The sequence below is a fragment of the Paraburkholderia sp. PGU19 genome, assembly GCF_013426915.1.
Lineage (GTDB): Bacteria > Pseudomonadota > Gammaproteobacteria > Burkholderiales > Burkholderiaceae > Paraburkholderia.
The window spans coordinates 1144234-1161452 of the sequence record NZ_AP023181.1; the positions used below are offsets into that span (position 1 = coordinate 1144234).

The 17219-nt window shown below is 59.2% G+C and carries 10 protein-coding genes and 4 pseudogenes; 5 read left to right on the plus strand and 9 right to left on the minus strand.

The window, feature by feature from the left end; genetic code table 11:
- Positions 1 to 343: 343 nt before the first annotated feature.
- The 4 genes and pseudogenes from H1204_RS34960 to H1204_RS34970 all read right to left on the minus strand — a co-directional run bounded on the left by H1204_RS34960 (position 344) and on the right by H1204_RS34970 (position 4107).
- Positions 344 to 1411, minus strand: coding sequence for an IS91 family transposase (locus H1204_RS34960; RefSeq protein WP_243468989.1), 1068 nt, complete (start codon positions 1409 to 1411; stop codon positions 344 to 346).
- A pseudogene (locus H1204_RS51745) lies at positions 1396 to 1512 on the minus strand (IS91 family transposase); the annotation flags it as partial. The gene H1204_RS34960 and the pseudogene H1204_RS51745, both read right to left, overlap by 16 nt.
- 18 nt (positions 1513 to 1530) lie before the next feature.
- Positions 1531 to 2406, minus strand: coding sequence for a site-specific integrase (locus H1204_RS34965; RefSeq protein ID WP_180735054.1), 876 nt, complete (start codon positions 2404 to 2406; stop codon positions 1531 to 1533).
- A gap of 489 nt (positions 2407 to 2895) precedes the next feature.
- Positions 2896 to 4107, minus strand: a complete 1212-nt coding sequence (locus H1204_RS34970; RefSeq protein WP_180735055.1) for a Xaa-Pro peptidase family protein — start codon at positions 4105 to 4107, stop codon at positions 2896 to 2898.
- A 608-nt stretch (positions 4108 to 4715) separates the two neighbouring features.
- On the opposite strand from H1204_RS34970, the gene H1204_RS34975 reads away from it, so the two are divergent.
- Positions 4716 to 5375, plus strand: a complete 660-nt coding sequence (locus H1204_RS34975) for an SH3 domain-containing protein (protein WP_180735056.1) — start codon at positions 4716 to 4718, stop codon at positions 5373 to 5375.
- 775 nt (positions 5376 to 6150) lie between these two features.
- On the opposite strand, the pseudogene H1204_RS51750 reads toward H1204_RS34975, so the two are convergent.
- A pseudogene (locus H1204_RS51750) lies at positions 6151 to 6933 on the minus strand (lecithin retinol acyltransferase family protein).
- Between the two features lie 598 nt (positions 6934 to 7531).
- Between H1204_RS51750 and H1204_RS34990 the strand changes: the two are divergent.
- Together H1204_RS34990 and H1204_RS34995 are read left to right on the plus strand one after the other, a co-directional pair.
- The gene (locus tag H1204_RS34990; protein ID WP_180735059.1) at positions 7532 to 8440 is read left to right on the plus strand and encodes an HNH endonuclease; all 909 of its coding nucleotides are present in this window, start codon (positions 7532 to 7534) and stop codon (positions 8438 to 8440) included.
- 239 nt (positions 8441 to 8679) lie between these two features.
- A pseudogene (locus H1204_RS34995) lies at positions 8680 to 9147 on the plus strand (DNA methyltransferase); the annotation flags it as partial.
- Positions 9148 to 9499: 352 nt separating this feature from the next.
- Here H1204_RS34995 and H1204_RS35000 read toward each other — a convergent pair.
- Positions 9500 to 10345, minus strand: a complete 846-nt coding sequence (locus tag H1204_RS35000) for an IclR family transcriptional regulator (RefSeq protein WP_180735060.1) — start codon at positions 10343 to 10345, stop codon at positions 9500 to 9502.
- Positions 10346 to 10460: 115 nt separating this feature from the next.
- Between H1204_RS35000 and H1204_RS35005 the strand changes: the two genes are divergently transcribed.
- On the plus strand, positions 10461 to 12806 hold the full coding sequence (locus H1204_RS35005; protein ID WP_243468959.1) for a cytochrome P450/oxidoreductase: 2346 nt from the start codon (positions 10461 to 10463) through the stop codon (positions 12804 to 12806).
- Between the two features lie 82 nt (positions 12807 to 12888).
- Complete coding sequence (locus H1204_RS35010) at positions 12889 to 14244, plus strand: MFS transporter (RefSeq protein ID WP_180735061.1); 1356 nt, start codon at positions 12889 to 12891, stop codon at positions 14242 to 14244.
- A 454-nt stretch (positions 14245 to 14698) separates the two neighbouring features.
- On the opposite strand, the pseudogene H1204_RS35015 reads toward H1204_RS35010, so the two are convergent.
- From H1204_RS35015 to H1204_RS51760, 3 genes and pseudogenes are all read right to left on the minus strand, one after another.
- Positions 14699 to 15314, minus strand: a pseudogene (locus H1204_RS35015) (tyrosine-type recombinase/integrase).
- A gap of 981 nt (positions 15315 to 16295) precedes the next feature.
- Positions 16296 to 16730 carry a restriction endonuclease gene (locus H1204_RS51755; RefSeq protein ID WP_243468960.1) on the minus strand — a complete coding sequence of 145 codons (435 nt, stop codon included), beginning with the start codon at positions 16728 to 16730 and terminating at the stop codon, positions 16296 to 16298.
- Complete coding sequence (locus tag H1204_RS51760) at positions 16633 to 17136, minus strand: restriction endonuclease (protein ID WP_243468997.1); 504 nt, start codon at positions 17134 to 17136, stop codon at positions 16633 to 16635. The genes H1204_RS51755 and H1204_RS51760 overlap by 98 nt, the downstream gene beginning before the upstream one ends.
- Positions 17137 to 17219 lie beyond the last annotated feature (83 nt).

Here is a 17219-nt window from a genome sequence, read left to right on the forward strand (position 1 = left end):
TTATTCGATGCCTGCCATCGGCCGCAGGAATGTGCATGCCGCTGCGCATGTCGGCAGGCGTCGAATAAACCCGATGGAGGAAACCGCGGAGTGCCCCGATGCGGTTGGAGGCTTTGCGGCTATGGGGATTGATAGGCCGGGATGCTCAGTGGTCTCGGATGTGACGCGGTCAGGCGGGATGCCGGACGGGCGCTGAGGCCGTAGCGAATCGGTGCAGTCGTGCAATCGCGATGATGAAGCAGGCGTGCGTGTCGCTTCGCGAAGCGACACGCGCAAACGTCCGCCCCTGGGCCGCGTTGCCGCGGCGCCAACGTTCGACAGGCAGGTCGAGGAACCGTGATGCTCATGTCTGATCCCGTCGTATTGGCGGTGCGCGGATGGGGGCGCTGCGCGCGAGGATGTCGATGACGATCATCGGTGCGCCGCAGTGCCGGCAGATGAAGACGGGCCGGGTTTCGGTGACGTGGTCGTCCGGTGACGGACTGATCTCGGGTGCAACGTGCAGCAGCTCACGCACCTTTGCGAGACTGGCGCGGCGCACGGGGTTGGCGAGCAGCCCGTAGTGACGGATGCGATGGAAGCCACCGGGCAGCACATGGAGCAGGAAGCGGCGCATGAACTCGCCGGTTTCGAGGGTCATGGTCTTGTAGCGGGTGCGTCCCTTCGCACGGTAGTCCTTCCAGCGGAACGTCACGCCACGCTCATCGAAGGCGACCAGGCGCTGGTTGGAGATGGCGACGCGGTGCGTATAGCGTGAGAGGTACTCGAGCACCGCGTTGGGTCCGGCGAACGGGCGCCTGGCATAGACCACCCATTCGCAGATGCGTAGCGGTGCAAGCCACCGGGCAAAGGTGGCGGGATCAGCAAGACCGATGTACTCGCCGAAGAACTGCAACTGGCCATGCCGGTGGGCCACTTCGAGCGCTTCGAGGAAGCACCGGCGGAACAGGCGTGAGAGCACGCGCACGGGCAGGAAGAAGCCGGGCCGGCACGCGATCCAGCGCTCGCCATCGGGCGACAGCCCGCCACCAGGGACGATGCCGTGCACATGCGGGTGATGCGTGAGCGCAGAGCCCCAGGTGTGCAGTACGAGCGTGGCGCCGATCCGGGCGCCGAGATGCCTGGGATCCGCGGCGATCGTGCGCAGCGTGTCGGCGGCGATGTCGAGCAGCAGGCCGTAGATGACCCGTTTGTTGTACCAGGCGATCGCACTGACGGGCGCGGGCAGCGTGAAGACGACGTGGAAGTATTCGACGGGTAGCAGGTCGGCCTGGCGTGCGTCCAGCCAGCGGTGTGCGGCGCTGGCCTGGCACTTCGGGCAATGCCGGTTCCGGCACGGTTGAAGGACACCTCGGTCGTTGCGCAGCCTGAACAGCGCAGCACATGTCCGCCCAGTGCCGCCGTGCGGCACCGTTCGATGGCCGACATGACCTTCAGCTGCCCCAGGCTCAGGTGTGCCGTGGTCCGCCACGCTGGCCCGTGGCTGCGGAAGATGTCCGCAACCTCCAGCATGAGGCGCTACGCGCGGACCTACCCGGGAGGCAGACGGTCCAGCGGACTGGTGACCTCGTGCAGCAGGTCGGTGGCCACCTGGACGTAGAGCGCGGTGTTCTCGAGCTTCGCATGGCCGAGCAGGACCTGGATCACGCGGATGTCCACCTTCTGTTCAAGGAGGTGTGTCGCAAAGCTGTGCCGCAGCGTGTGCATGGACACACGCTTGTCGATGTTCGCGGCCTCGGCGGCGGCATGAATGGCACGGTTCAACTGTCGCGTGCTTAACTGGTCGAGCGGATCGAGCCCGGGAAACAGCCACCCACGATCGGGCATCCTGCCTTGCGCACGGGCAACGCGCCACCACACACGCAGACGCTCGAGCAGCACCGGCGAGAGCATGGCGTAGCGGTCACGGCGACCCTTGCCCTGCTCGATGCGCAGTGTCATGCGTTCGCTGTCGACGTCGGTAACCTTCAGGGCGACCACTTCGCTGGCGCGCAACCCGGCGCCGTATGCGACCGACAGCGCGGTCTGGTGCTTCAGGTTGCCGGCCGCCTCAATGAGCCGCCGCACTTCATCGGGACTGAGCACGACGGGCAGTATGCGGGGCACGCGCACCGGTTGCATCCTGACCATCAGTTCGGGCCGGTCGAGCGTGACTGTGAAGAAGAACTTCAGGCCGGTGATCGCGTGGTTCAGCGACACAGCCGATGTGCCGTGGTCGACCAGATAGAGCTGGTAGCGGCGCAGGTCCTCGACCGTGGCCGTGTCAGGTGAGCGCCCGAGAAACCGGGTGAACTCATGCACGATGTGCAGATAGATGTCCTGCGTCTTGGGGGCAAGCTGGCGCATGCGCATGTCGTCGATCATGCGCTGGCGTAGCGGGCTGATGTTTGCCGGTAAGGAGGTCATGATTCGGCTCCTGTTGAAGAACGAGGCGGGTTGCCTCATTCGCCAACATAAAGCCGCGTGACCAGCCTCTCCCTGACCTCCAGCGTCAGTCCGTAGCCCTACCGCGCGAGCGGTTTAGTCCATCGACCTATTGGCGCCGGTCGCGCTGTCGCTGTTCTAGGGGCAGGTGTCAGACTGGAACGGTCATTCCGCAGCGTCGCTCAAGGACAAATCATCGGCCATTGCTGTCATTGGAGCGTGCTGGCTGATAGGTCAACAATATGGCGGATTGCTGACGGTCGCCGTGTCGACCGCTCGGCGGGCAGCGTCTACATAAACAAACTCACACTCCCGACCCGGAACGGTCTGACAGCTCTGAATTGTGGTCATTCAATGTAACGGTCAGGCAAGCGTACGATCAGGACCGACAGTCGACGAAATCGGATAGCAGACGTCAATCTGAGAGCGCTCTACACGCCGGGGATGGCGTACAGGCATCGCTTCTGAATCTTATTCTCCAAAGGGGTGATCTATGGAAAGCGCGGGCTGGGTAAACCATTCGGGGCCGTGTTCTGTCATGTAGACGTGGTCTTCATGCCGGATTCCGAATTCGCCAGGTACGCAAATCATCGGCTCGATGCTGAAACACATGCCGGCATCCAGAAGCACGTCGTTCCCTCTCACCACATAGGGATGCTCGTGCAGTTCGAGTCCAATCCCGTGTCCCGTTCGATGTGGCACACCGGGAAGCCCGTAGTTTTCGCGGTAACCGACGCTCTCGATATATTCCCGAACTGCGAAATCGACGGAACCAGCTATCGCGCCGATTTGCGCGGCGTTGAAAGCGCTGCGCTGTGCCTGCTTTTCGTGTTCCCAAACTTCCCGTTGTCGGTGAGTTGCCGATCCGAACACGTAGGTGCGGGTGATGTCCGAGCAGTAACCGTACAGTTGACAACCGGTATCGATCAACACCATGTCGTTGCGTTCGAGCGCCTTAGGACTTTTGACACCATGCGGGAAGGCCGTATCCTCGCCGAACAGGACGATGCAGAAGGTGGATCCTCGTTGCGCGCCCACCTTACGATGAGCGATGTTAATGAAATCGATCACTTCATCGACACGGATACCGTCGCGCAAGATTCGAGCCGCAGCCCGGTGAACGCGCAGCGTCATATCATTCGCGCGCTGAAGCAAGGCAATCTCCGATCTTGATTTGATCATGCGGCACAACGTGGTAACGCTCGCCGCGCTCACAATTTCGAGGCCGTCCGCAATTCCCCGCACTCTTTCAAAGGTCAAGAAAGGAGCCGTTTCATCGAGGCCAACCTTACCTGTTCGTATGCCCATACCGCGGACTATTCGAACCAGATGTTCATATGGGTTTTCGTGTTCGTCCCACAGATTGATCGCTCCAGGAACTCTCAACATGCTTTCAAAGGTTCCCTTCTCGAACGCTGGGATCACATATTTTATTTCACCTCGGGCGGGAATTATCGCCGCTACCAACCTCTCGCTTCTGTGCCAGGAGATTCCTGTGAAATAAAACATATTGCTATTGCCATCAACGATCATCGCGTCGATCCCAGAGTCCCGCATCAATTTTTGTGCGCGGGCAATCCGGTCGCAGTATTCCTCATCCTTGATCGGCCCGACACCCGAGGTCATGTCATGGAGTTCATCGAGCTCGACTTCTACAGTCGATCCACCAACGCCAATCGCCATATCCAACTCCAAAATGCAAGGTTTATTGAGGTAGCCGTCAAACAGTACTTCACATTTGAAAAGCAGATAGCCATGAGGAAATATATGTACCCCAGCATCGCATATTCTGTGCAAGAACATTGCTCCCGTCTTGATGTCTTGCTATACGCGACATGACGAATTCTGCACAGCCGACGCAGTACCGCGCCAAAAGACCGTAGACAAACGGATGTGCAATCTAAGGTTGCCTCGCGAACGGCGATTACCTCCGACAGCGAACGCGACATTCGCGATCGTGTAGATCGAGCGGCGGGAATGCGTCCGATGAATGGCGAGACCTGAACACGCGCGCAAACGGCCCAGTTCCGGTCGTTCACATTGATGCGCAATCGGCCTTTCGAATGGCTGCCGCTTGACAAACAGCGGCCCCTTCCTCGTCGCGCCGGTCGATGTTGCACGGGGCAAATCGGCCATGCACGACACCGGGAGCCTGCCCCAGGCCCCAAGCGACGCTGTGGGAATGGTCCCGCTATCGACGACGTATTCCGCGCGCACGGCCTGTCGGCGTAGCAGAGTTGCGGGCATTCTGCTAGCTTTTCAGTATTGGTGGCGGATTCAGGAGGCCCATCATGCGAAGGCAACGGCTCCTCGCTGCGCTCGCGGGTCTCGCGTGCTCGGCAACACTGGTCGGGGCGCAGGCGCAGGGCTCGGCCTATACAAATAACCCAGTGAGCGTGATGGCCGGTCCAGCCAACGATTACCCCGTTGTGGCCCAACTCGACGCCAACGTGACCGTCTCGGTCTTGGGGTGCACCGACACCTATGACTGGTGCGAGGTGGCGCTCGGCGACCTGCACGGCTGGGTCTACGCCGGCTGGCTCAGCTATCTGTACGAAGGTAACATCGTGCCTCTGCTCGGCTATAGCGTGGTGATCGGCGTTCCGGTCGTGGTGTTCACGATCGACTCTTATTGGGGCCACTACTATCGCGGACGCCCTTGGTACAAGGACCGCGATCATTGGCGCAACGCGCCGCACGCGGGCTGGTCGCCGGGCTATGCAACACCCCGTCAGATCGTGCCGGCGCAGGGGCGACTGCGGCCCTACGCCATGGCGGGGGGGGGGCCGGCCCATGCACGCGTCTATCATGTAGGGCCGCCGCCCGGCGGCGCATGGCCTGCCTCAAGGTCCGCCCACACGCCAATACAGGGTGCACGCGTCGGGAGCCAGCCACTGCCTCATTCACAGTGGTCACATTCGGAGTCGAGCGAGCGGACCACCGGACATTGACGCGGCGGCTGTGGTACTCCCATTCCTGGGTTCGGTTTGGGCCGGTCCGAAAATAGCTGCCATGGAGCGCGCTGTTCGCTTGATCACTGGTCCGGACCTCATAGGCTGTCGCCGGCCTCACGTCGGCCAGTTCCACGATTTCCAGCATGATCGCCGTATTGCGATCCCCCCGTGCTCGGTCGGGAATGGTGGTTTGGCCGAGCGCCAGAGTGGCGAGATGGGGCGCTCAGTGACCATTGAAGCGTGGAAGGGGACGTGTGGACCGGATGAGCCTGAACGGCGGAAACGGGTCGCAAGTACCCATTCGGTCCGAACGATTTCTGACATTCGAGGCTACGACGGAGCCAATGGCAAAGCGCCCTTGATCTGCCTCACAATGGCCGACATTCCAACGTCCGAAAAGGCGGAGAGTCGTTGTGGGTGCAAGCATCACTGCCCGGACTTCGGCCAGAGCGGTCCTTGGAGTGTTTGCCGCTGTGAGGCAGATGAGAGGCGCCTTGCCGCCATTGGCTCCGTCGTAGTCTCGAATGTCAGGTGCCGATGCCAGTGAATGAGTACTCGCGACCCGGATCGGCCATCCGCCCCTGCGTTGCATAAACGGCCACTTCGAAAGTGCAACGGCCCTTCGCGTTGCTGCCAATCCCTAGACTCTCCCAGGTCGGGCCATCGTCGCGCAGACTTTGTCGTTGAGTGTCGCAATGGTGAGCGGGTCTTACTGCATTCCATATCGACAGACTGCTTCGCTCAGTCACCTGATTACACGTCCGCACCGATCTCATCCGTCAACGATACGGGCCGCCCCCTTCGTCAGAATATCCACAACGCGTCGGACCTGCTCCGACTCGTGAACGCCTGTTGCGCACCAGACGGCAAAGTGTTCGCAATTGTTGAACACAAGGTCATAGCCATCCTCATCCAACCGACCGAGCGCTCGTTCCGCGATCTTGTCGGGAGAAAACGTCTCGTAAAACTTCGCATTGGGACTGCGCACCGGCCGGCTTCACGGCTGCGGCGGCCTTCCAAAGTCTGATGTCACCTGATAGGTCTCGTGCTTTCGGGATTCATAAATCGATGTCGGGAAGGTCACTACCTTCAGTTCGGTCGCGCCGTCCATGAAATCTTTTAGCGTCGTTTTGATAATCCGGTTAGCGTCGCTTGATAGCTCGCCTGCCCCTTTCTTGTCGTTGCTGAAGTGCACGACGGCGGAATCCGAAATGTAGATACCGTAGTGGTCGTATAGCCCGAGGCGGCGGCTAACCTTGATCACTGCGCCCTTCGAAAGCGTCTTTGTCATCGAGAGCTTCGGTGTCTTTACGTGCCCGATCGAAACGGCGTACGGGTCTTTCATGATCTCGGGGAAGCTTTCTACTGCGTCTTTGATGCCGCTGAATGCGTCCGCAATTGAATCCCAGATGGACATGACTTGGTCGCTGAATCTAGTTGTAGATATCATCCTTATCGACCGGTGCCCAGTAATCTTTAGAGTCTTCGTGGCCTTTTGAGTGCGATCTTCTGATACGTCTCCATCGCCATTCGTAGCAGGTGTGTCGAGAAGCATCCGATGGAAAGGCGCGCAACCGCGCGGATCGTCGGGTGCTACCGAATCGAATGACTGTTTGTCGTGCCCGTTTAGACATTTGGATGTCGAGGCTGCGGCGATCGCGAGCGGCTGAAGCTGGCCGGTTTGACCCGTTTGACAATGACATCACAAAGCTGACGCTGGCGTGAACCGATGAGTTTGACCGGCGGCTTACGGCGACGCCGGCGAGCGCGTACTGTCGGCCTGTTCTGTTGAAAAACTCCGCGACCGCGAGTTGAGTGCGGTTTTCGGGGGTCTTCTTACCCTTGAGCGATTTTCGCGAGCGGCTTGTGGCGCGATCTGAGACGCCGATTTTTCGCGAGCCAGTCCTGCGGCACAAAAGAGCGAGTTATTCAACACAAGCGACCAATAGTTGCCATTCTCGCAACACAGAAGGCCGCCATTCCACTAGTGGGTTTATCGTCAGTCTCATATTCGTCTGGCGTGAGGGCCTTTCAGTGCGGCGGTCAGGCCGCGCCCCGCTGCTGCATATACGATTTGCTATCATCACCCGCTTCGACCAATCTCATACACGCCGGCTCGACTGCTGTCCCGAGCCCCGAAAGCAGCGGCTTCCATGACTACGCTCGACGATTTAAAACCAACTGAGAAGCAGCTCGTTGATCACGTTTGTGATGAACTCAACATTCCGCGTGGCAGCGTCTTCAATTGGTGCTTTGGCACGGCCGATGGCCCCAATGTGATGTTTCAGTGGTGGCAATTCCTTGCCGAACAAGACGGAGTGGTCAGTTTTGAGGAAGGTACAGCGGATTGGATGGAGAAAAATCGTTGGACCGCTCACCCGAACCAGTTATCTCGCGCCCAAGCAGTTATCAACTTGGTTTTGAATGCCTATCTGAAGAAGCGTCCCCTTCACATCGCGATCGTTGATGGGACGATTGAGAAGGTGAACCAGCGCGAGACAAGCACCGCAACCAAACGACAGCTGGACGGCGAGTTGTGGTGGCCACATCACCGCGACCCGGTCAGCGGGAATATCATTGTCTTGCGGGGAGTACCCCAGCCTGCCGACTTTGATCCGCAAAAGGAAATTCTCCAGCCAGAGCGGGCCTCGATCCAAGCTGAGTCGCCGCCACCGCCCGTAATCAAAACCAAAACAACAGTCTTTGACCGCGATCCGGCCGTGGCCAAGCAGGTCAAGTACCGCGCTAGGGACGGGCTTTGCGAGCGTTGCAGAGAGCAAGGTTTCGAAACGCACCGAGGCGGTTTTTATCTCGAAGCGCACCACGTCATCCCATTGAATTGCGACGGACCTGACCTTGAGTGGAACGTAGTAGCGATCTGCGCCGACTGCCACAAAAAGGCGCACTTTTCGAAGGAGAGGAAACAGATTCGTGATGATCTGATTATGGACGTTCTAATCCCTCTCTTCCCCGACAAGATGGATCAACTCGACGAACTCACGCGTAAGATGGACTTCGGATTGCATACCGAGCGGAACATCGAGTCCGACGCAATGACCTAGAACGCGCAGCGCCGCCCCGAAAAAAAGCCCCGCGAGTCTTTCACTCGTCAGGGCTTGAGAGAACCCATGTACCCCAAGCTTCGAATGCAGTCCGGTTCCATTTAGATGTGTCGCGCACACCCGGAAGGAAGGGTACGCCCAAATGAAGAACGGAACAGATACGCAAGCCAGCGCGAACGCACCGCACCAATCCACAACATTCATTTTTCTCATGTCGCGACCCCGAAACTTTTGGGGGGAAGGCGTCGCGAGCGGACCGCAATGAGGGCTTCGTCGATCCGAGCCCGCAATTCCAGCACGGCTCGACGTTTCGCGACGCTGAGAACCTCGGCACTGAGCGCGGTGGCAACTTTTATCCGACGGTGAAGCCGACCGACCTGAAGGCAAATCTGTGCAGGCTGGTTACACCGCTGGCGGGCACGGTGCTCGACCCGTTCATGGGCTCCGGTTCAACTGGCAAATCAGCGAAGTGGGAAGGATTCCGTTTTGTCGGCATTGACATGACGCCTGAGTACGTCGAGATCGCTCGCGCGCGGATCCGATTCGAGTGCGAGCATCGGGACGAGGAGCAGCGTATTGCGATCGCTCACAATTCCGGTTTTTTGAGTTTGGTGGAGAACGGCGAGCTTCCACGCAAGTTGTTGATCTCGTGCAGATGCCGGAAAAACAAGCGCGCAGTTGGACCACCGCGCCGTCTGATCAAGTGACAGTTAGCTGATGCCTAAGAGTCTTCCGAGCGACCAGATAACATCAATGTCGAACGGCGGCAACTGGCCGAGAGCACCAGTTCAATGAAGGTGTTGTAGGGCAGCCGTTGAAATCTTCAACGGCTGCTTTCGGGCGTCTTCCGTGAATGAGCACAGTCGGCCACCAACGGTCGGTCGCGTGTGCGTCAGCGCAGACATTCGAACGTCGGCTCCCACTCAGACTTCGGACGTTTGGCATGGCAGACCCACCTCGTCCCATCGGCCATCAGTCCATCACTTGAGAGCCGCTCGCCTGATAGCCGAGAGTTGGTATCGGTAATTCAGATTGCGGACTTCCGCCTTTGCCTGCCCCCTACGCTGCCGGTGCTTCGGCGACATAGCCAAGTCTGGCGCTGATGGCTTGTGCCTCGCGCCGCACGGCGGTGGCAATCGGCCCATTGATCGATGAGTCGAATCCTCCGGTCGCCCCCAGCGCCGTCAGGGTTCCGCACAGCCTGCCGTTGAAGTCGAAGAGCGGCGCAGCGACCGCGCTGATTCCTTTCAGGTTGGTGTCTTTGACCGTTGCGCACTGCGCGGCCTTGACTTCGGCTCTGAGCCGCCCGACAGGATCGTTGGCGTCAAGCTGGCCTCGCAGGTCGGCTGAAGCGTGCGCCAGTTCGTCTTCCGCCATTGCACGGACGCGGGACTCATCCAGCAGCCCAAGAAAGACCCGGCCCGTAGCAGACCACAGCACCGACATTACGGAGCCCACCCGGACGTTGACCGTCACCGGCAGACCAGGCTCCTCAAAACGCACGATCGTCGGACCCCGGTTACCCATCACCGCGACGAAACAGGTGACCTCAAGACTTTCCCTGAGCAGCACCAGTGACGGCTCGGCCACCCGGATTGGGTCGACCAGCCGCATCGCAGTGAGTCCGATCGCGAGACATTCCGTCCCCAGCACGTACAGCTGGGTGAGCGGCTCCTGGGCGACCAGAGATTCTTCCATCAGGCTGACCAGATAGCGATGCACCTTCGCCGGACTCTCGTCGACGTAGGCTGCGAGCGCCGTCAGCGACGCGCGTCCACCGAGAGTGGCCAGGCCTTTCAGCAAGACTACCGCTGTCGTTGCGGATTGCACGCGCTGGCGGCGTCCGCGATCCGGTACGGCAGCGGTCGTCGTCCCGGTTGGCGTGATAACTGAGCTTTTTTTCATGGCTCCATTTTAACGGGGCACGCCTTGTGGCAACGGACCGTCTCGTAAACCCCGAGAGTAATTTACGCAATGCGTATTATAGTTACGCATATTGATTTTACATCAGGAGACTTTGGTGAGCGAGACCATTTCCACGGAGCATGGCTCCGCATGTCCTTTTCATCATGGTGCGCAAACTAACCCGAGCCGCACGGGGTCGGGTTGCCCTGTCAGTCGGCGGGCCGCGGAGTTCGATCCGTTCGAAGACGGCTATCAGCAGGACCCGCCGGAGTACGTGCGCTGGGCACGCGAACAGGAACCGGTGTTCTACAGCCCGAAGCTCGGCTACTGGGTCGTCACCCGTTACGACGACATCAAGGCGATCTTCCGCGACAACCTCACGTTCAGTCCCTCGATCGCGCTCGAAAAGATCACACCGACCGGCCCCGAAGCGAACGGTGTGCTGGCCTCGTACGGTTACGCAATGAACCGCACGCTGGTGAATGAAGATGAACCGGCGCACATGCCGCGTCGGCGGGCGCTAATGGACCCATTTACGCCCGAGGCACTTAAGCATCACGAGCCAATGGTCCGGCGGCTCGCGAGCGAATACGTAGACCGTTTCATCGACAACGGCAAAGCGGACCTCGTCGACCAGATGCTCTGGGAAGTGCCGTTGACCGTCGCGCTGCATTTCCTCGGTGTACCGGAAGAAGACATGGACACACTGCGCGAATACTCGATCGCGCACACGGTCAATACCTGGGGGCGACCCAAGCCCGAAGAGCAGGTCGAAGTCGCGCATGCGGTCGGCAAATTCTGGCAGTTCGCGGGCAAGGTGCTCGACAAGATGCGTCAGGATCCGGACGGCCCTGGCTGGATGCAATACGGCATTCGCAAACAGAAGGAACTGCCCGAAGTCGTCACCGACTCGTACCTGCATTCGATGATGATGGCTGGCATCGTGGCCGCACACGAAACGACGGCGAACGCCACAGCGAACGCCATGAAGCTGTTGCTCGAGCACCCGCAGACATGGCGTGATATCTGCGAAGACCCCGGCCTCATACCGAACGCAGTGGAAGAGTGCTTGCGGCATAACGGCTCGGTCGCGGCATGGCGGCGTCTTGCGACATGCGACGTGACCGTGGGGGGCGTCGACATTCCTGCGGGATCGAAGCTGCTGATCGTCACGTCGTCAGCGAATCACGACGAACATCAGTTTGCGGATGCCGATCTCTTCGACATCCGTCGCGAGAATGCCAGCGACCAACTGACGTTCGGCTACGGGTCACATCAATGTATGGGGAAGAACCTCGCACGCATGGAGATGCAGATCTTCCTCGAGGAGTTCACCCGTCGCCTTCCGCACATGCGTCTTTCTGCACAGCGCTTCTCGTACGTACCCAACACGTCGTTCCGCGGCCCTGAGCATCTGCTCGTCGAATGGGACCCGGCGATGAATCCAGAGCGCAATGACGCATCGGTGCTCAAACCGCGTAATGCGGTACGCATTGGCGAGCCGTCGGCACACGCGCTCAGCCGGCCGGTTGTCGTTACGTCGGTGTCCCGCGAGACACCCGATATCGTTCGTGTCAGGTTTGCATCGCCGGATGGGCGGCCGCTGCCGCGCTGGACTGCGGGTTCGCATGTCGACGTCGAATGTGGTGCAACGGGCATCTCTCGCCAGTATTCGCTATGCGGAGACCCCGATGATGCAGGAGCACTTGAAATTGCAGTGCTCAGGGAGAAGGAAAGCCGGGGCGGTTCGGCGTGGATGCACGACAACGTCACGGTCGGTGCACAGTTGAGAATTCGTGGACCGCGCAATCATTTCCGACTCGACGAATCAGTGAAGAAACTGATCCTGATCGCAGGCGGCATCGGCATCACGCCCATCAGTGCCATGGCGCGCCGTGCCAAAACGCTAGGCATCGGTTATGAAGTTCATTTCAGCGGACACACGCGGGCCTCGATGGTTTTGCTACCGGAGCTTGCCGAACTTCATGGTGAACGGCTTCGCGTGTATGTGTCGGATGAAGGGACGCGTAACGATTTCACCGTTCTGAACGTGGAAAACGGCACACTGGTCTATGCATGTGGACCAGTTCGCATGCTCGACGCCCTGCAGAAAGCGAGCACCACATGGCCCGACGACTCGCTAAAGGTCGAGCATTTCGAATCGAAGCTCGGCGCGCTCGATCCCGCTAACGAACACGCGTTCGAAGTGGAACTGAAGGATTCGGGACTCGTCGTCGTGGTGCCCGCCAATCAGACACTGCTCGAGGCGCTGCGCAAGGCGAACGTCGATGTGCAGAGCGATTGCGAAGAGGGCTTATGCGGGTCGTGCGAAGTTCGTGTACTCGCCGGCGAAGTCGATCATCGGGACGTGGTGCTGACCAACGGTGAGCGGCAATCCAATACCCGCATGATGACCTGCTGTTCCCGCGCGGCGGGCAGGAAGCTCGTGCTGGAACTTTGAAAACATTTCCTTTGTATTTACTGCCGAGCCGCCAGAACGAACAGGTCATGAACAAGAGCGGCCGGCTCACCAGGAGACATCCATGAGCAACAAACTTAACGTCAGCGCGTTGATCGACGACGGTCGCTTCGGCATCTATCAGCTAATGATCGTGACGCTCTGTGCGTTATGCCTTGTCATGGACGGATTCGACGTCCAGGCGATGGGTTACGTCGCACCCGTTGTGATTCGCGAGTGGGGAATTGCCAAGGAGACATTGTCGCCCGTGTTTGGCGCCGGGCTGTTTGGCATGCTGGTGGGCTCCCTCGCGTTCAGCACGCTTGCGGATCGGGTCGGGCGCCGACCTGTGCTGATTGCGGCCACATTCTTCTTCTCGATCTGCATGTTCGCGACGGGATTTTCGCATTCGATCGCGCAACTGGTCGGCTGGCGCTTTGCCGCAGGTCTGGGGCTTGGCTGCATCATGCCGAATGCGATGGCGCTGGCCGGAGAATACAGTCCGCGCCGGCTCCGCGTGACGCTGATGATGATCGTGTCGTGTGGCTTCACGATCGGCGGTGTCATAGGGGGGCTCATCACAGCGTCGTTGATCCCGCATTTCGGCTGGCGCGCGGTGTTCTTCGTCGGCGGTGCAATCCCGTTCGTGCTGGGCATGCTGATGTGGCTGGCGCTGCCGGAGTCGATCCAGTTCCTGATTTTCCGTAAGAGCGACGCTGAGCGTATTCGCCGAAGCCTCGCGCGGATTGCACCGGCCGTAGCCATTCCCGCAGGTCACGTGTTCGAGGTCGCTGAAGAGAAACCGCGCGGCGTACCGTTCGTAGAATTGTTCAAGGAGGGGAGAACGCGCGTGACGTTACTGCTGTGGGTCGTCAATTTTGCCAATCTGCTCGACATGTATTTTCTGTCGAACTGGCTGCCGACGGTGGTGCGCGAAGCGGGCTATACGACGTCGACTGCGGTCTACGCAGGTACAGCCCTTTGGAGTGGCGGTGTGATCGGCACGCTCGCACTGGGCCGCATCATCGATCGCATCGGCTTCACGCGTGTTCTTATCACGACCTTCATGCTTGCGATCTTGACGATAGCCGCGATCGGAAATCCGACCGTGCTTGTTTCCGTTGGTGCGTTGTTCCTGTCGATCTTCCTGACCGGCTTTTCGATCATCGGCGGGCAGCCTGCACTCAATGCGCTCGCCGCCACCTACTACCCAACGGCTTTGCGATCGACCGGCATCGGCTGGAGTCTGGGGATCGGGCGAATCGGATCGGTTGTCGGTCCGGTGCTCGGCGGCACGCTGATGCATCTGCAGTGGTCGTCGTCGTCGCTTTTCGTGGCCGCGGCCGTGCCCGCATGTGTTTCGCTGGTAGGCATATACGCGATCCAGCTTTCGATGCGTGGCCGCGTGGGAACGGGAGAGGCAGCAGGCGCCTTACATTAAACCGGCGACCCCGGGCCGCCTTGTTTCAAACAGGGCGAAACGTGCTTTGCGAATGTCATCCGAGTCAAGCATATCTGACCGCCAGGACATGCCGGCGAACGCTCCATACGGGTCTAAAAGCGGCCGTTCGACCGGGGGAATGTGGCTGTCCGAGAAGGGTCGTAAGTTCGCATTCAGTTTCGGTGCATTAGTCATTCGCGACCGCCGATATGCGAAGGTCAGCAAAGCGACTCACAGCTGACTTACTAGGATGAATACCCGAATGACGGGTATGGCCGAGTCGAACGCATAGGCTGTCCGGCAGCTTTCCGGACCAAACCGCGCCTCGAAGATGGTTGTACTGCAGCAGCAACGCCGGCACAAGTCCGCCGGTTTTGTCCCAGGAGAACCGCGCGGGAGAGCGGCCGCACGAATCCCGACGTATCATCGTTTCGCGCGGCCAGAACCAGCTGCGCTAGATTTCAGTCTGCTCCGAAATCTCAAGCGCGTCGTCGACTTCGACGCCAAGGTAGCGGATTGTGCTTTCAATCTTGCTATGGCCGAGCAGCAACTGCACTGCCCGGAGGTTTTTCGTGCGCTTGTAAATCAGGGTTGCCTTCGATAGCGGCGCATCGAATACGTGCCGTACGCTGTTGGATCAAGCGCCGCTGCATCCGCCCATCGACGTATCATCCGGGCATATTGCCGGGTTGAAAGATGCGGGGACGCCAATAGCCGACTTGGGAAGAGGTACTGCTCCGACCTCAGGGCGGCCTTCTCAAGCCACGCGCCGACCGCCTTCCGGGTCGACTCGGTCAGTTCAAACTGGACAGGTCGCTGCGTCTTTCGCTGGATGACTTGCGCCCGTGGCAGGACCTGATTGCCATGCGTGATATCGCGCACTCTCAGACTGACAAGATCACAACCACGCAGTTTGCTGTCGATGCAAGGTTGAACAAGGCAAGATCGCGGACAGCATGAGCGTTCTGAAGGTAGATCCGGATGGCCCAGACGTCTTTCGGCCTTAGCGGCGGCTTCTGGCCGACCAGCTTGCCCTTGTTCCATGCCTCACGGGATTGTTCGGTCTTCATCGCAATCTCCCAAAGGGATAATGGGAGTTCAATTGTGGTATCCGACCTCGACGCCCGCTCCGGCCGTATTTGGCCTAAGTTCGCACCCGGCCCGGCCATGTGTTGCCTTTCAGCGGTCCAACGATGCTTTCACCTAGACGAATGGTCACCTACAGAAGGCTGCCCGACGACCTACAGGTAAATGTCGGCCAGAGCGGGCGTTGAACGAACGACGCGCAGTGGCCGTTCAACCATGGATGTTGTTGAAAAAGTCAGTGACTGTCTTTCATGCAAGGTTTTCGGGGGTCTTCTTACCCTCAACTGACATTCGTGAGCGGTTTGTAGTCCGCTCTGAGAGGTCGATTTTTTCGTTAGCGGATCGGGAACACCGAGCAGCGACTTTTTCAACAGCATCCCACGCAGACCAGTCATTGGTCACGTAGTCTCATCTGACGGCAACTACCATCCTGACCCGTGGGTGAGATCGATTAGCGTAGTTCGATGCCTGCCCTCATTCATATTGCTGTTGCCGTGCGTCGGCGCCTACGGGCGGGCGTCGATTAACCCTTAACGGGAGAGGCCGTTCGAGAACAACAGCTTTCGCTCATGTCCGGAGAACACATAAAAGTACGCGCGCACATTTCATCGGCGGCGAGGATCATCGTCACCACTTGCACAAGTGCCTCTCAGTTCCCGACACTCGGGGCGTTGAAATGCTTTAGCAGTGAGGAGAAATCTGTCGAGCTAAAGCTCAAAGCGATTAGATTTCGAGTTGAACGACTGAGCGGGAAGAGGATCAGTGACGAAATATGAGTGATGAGAATCATGAACCAATCTGCCGGAAGCAAAGTCTAAGCGAACCCTGACGCAGGATTTCAACCATCGGACACCCGGCGAACTAAATCCGCCTCTCATCTAGAACTTGCGCCGCACGCGCCATAATGACTTTAAATTTGGGATAGTTGCGACACGATCCGCCCTTCCCCTGTCGTTCTACCATCTTCACGCCACAGGCCGCACAAGTTGGCGTCTGATAGTCGCCTTCGAACGCCAGCGCAAGCAGCCTTGCCTGTTTGACGGCTTCCAAGGCACGAATACGTTCGACAATGCCTGCGCCGTCCACCAATAGAATGTCAGCCTGAAAGGCATAGTCCCGAACTGGCTGGCCGATGAACCTGCTAGTGACCAAAAGACGCCGCGCTTCACCTTTTTCGAGTGCATGACGCCGCCGAGTGCCCGCACTGGTTCCACCTTCACAGGGGTCCGCCATGCTTTGCACTGGACGACTGCAATCGGAGCTTCCCGCCCATCCTTGTATAGCGTGGCGTCAATACCGCCATCAGCAATACGGCACCGTCTTGACGGTGAAGCCCATGGCCTCGTAGTAGCAGACGCACAGCATCTCGAATCTCTTCCATTCAAGTTGCCTGATTGCATCGATGGTCCATTCCGTGGGCTTCGCATGCGACGCCGAGGTGGCTTCGTCGATCTGGCCTGCCAGATCCGGCATGACCTGCACGAAGGGTGAGTTGGTGCGATCAACGCGGAGAGTGGGTTCCTTGCGCAAGGGCCATGCCGTGCCCGACCCAGAATCGGGCGCCGCCTGCCGCTTCCGGGCACGCAGGTAGGTCAGCAATCCAAGAACGGCAAACATCGTTGCTGGAGCCCATGCAAGGGACCGACTCATCGTGGCCACGCCGCGCATAAAAGGATTCCGAGCCATAGCTGCCGGGACAACGGCGTGGAAGACGATGTAGCTCGCCAACGCCAGCAGAGCCGAAACCCACCACGGCGCATCCAGCAGTACGTCACGAACAGACGACTTCCTTTTCCCGCGGCCCATCTTTGACCCCTTCTTCCTGTTAAAGTCAATTCCGGAGCGAATCTGTCAGATGTGTACAAATATCAGCACGTTGCGCGACTTCA

Coding starts and splice junctions, on each gene's coding strand:
- H1204_RS34965 (WP_180735054.1), bottom strand. CDS start 2,406: ATGACCTCCTTACCGGCAAACATCAGCCCGCTACGCCAGCGCATGATC.
- H1204_RS34970 (WP_180735055.1), bottom strand. CDS start 4,107: ATGGCGATTGGCGTTGGTGGATCGACTGTAGAAGTCGAGCTCGATGAA.
- H1204_RS34975 (WP_180735056.1), top strand. CDS start 4,716: ATGCGAAGGCAACGGCTCCTCGCTGCGCTCGCGGGTCTCGCGTGCTCG.
- H1204_RS34990 (WP_180735059.1), top strand. CDS start 7,532: ATGACTACGCTCGACGATTTAAAACCAACTGAGAAGCAGCTCGTTGAT.
- H1204_RS35000 (WP_180735060.1), bottom strand. CDS start 10,345: ATGAAAAAAAGCTCAGTTATCACGCCAACCGGGACGACGACCGCTGCC.
- H1204_RS35010 (WP_180735061.1), top strand. CDS start 12,889: ATGAGCAACAAACTTAACGTCAGCGCGTTGATCGACGACGGTCGCTTC.
- H1204_RS51755 (WP_243468960.1), bottom strand. CDS start 16,730: ATGCAATCAGGCAACTTGAATGGAAGAGATTCGAGATGCTGTGCGTCT.
- H1204_RS51760 (WP_243468997.1), bottom strand. CDS start 17,136: ATGGGCCGCGGGAAAAGGAAGTCGTCTGTTCGTGACGTACTGCTGGAT.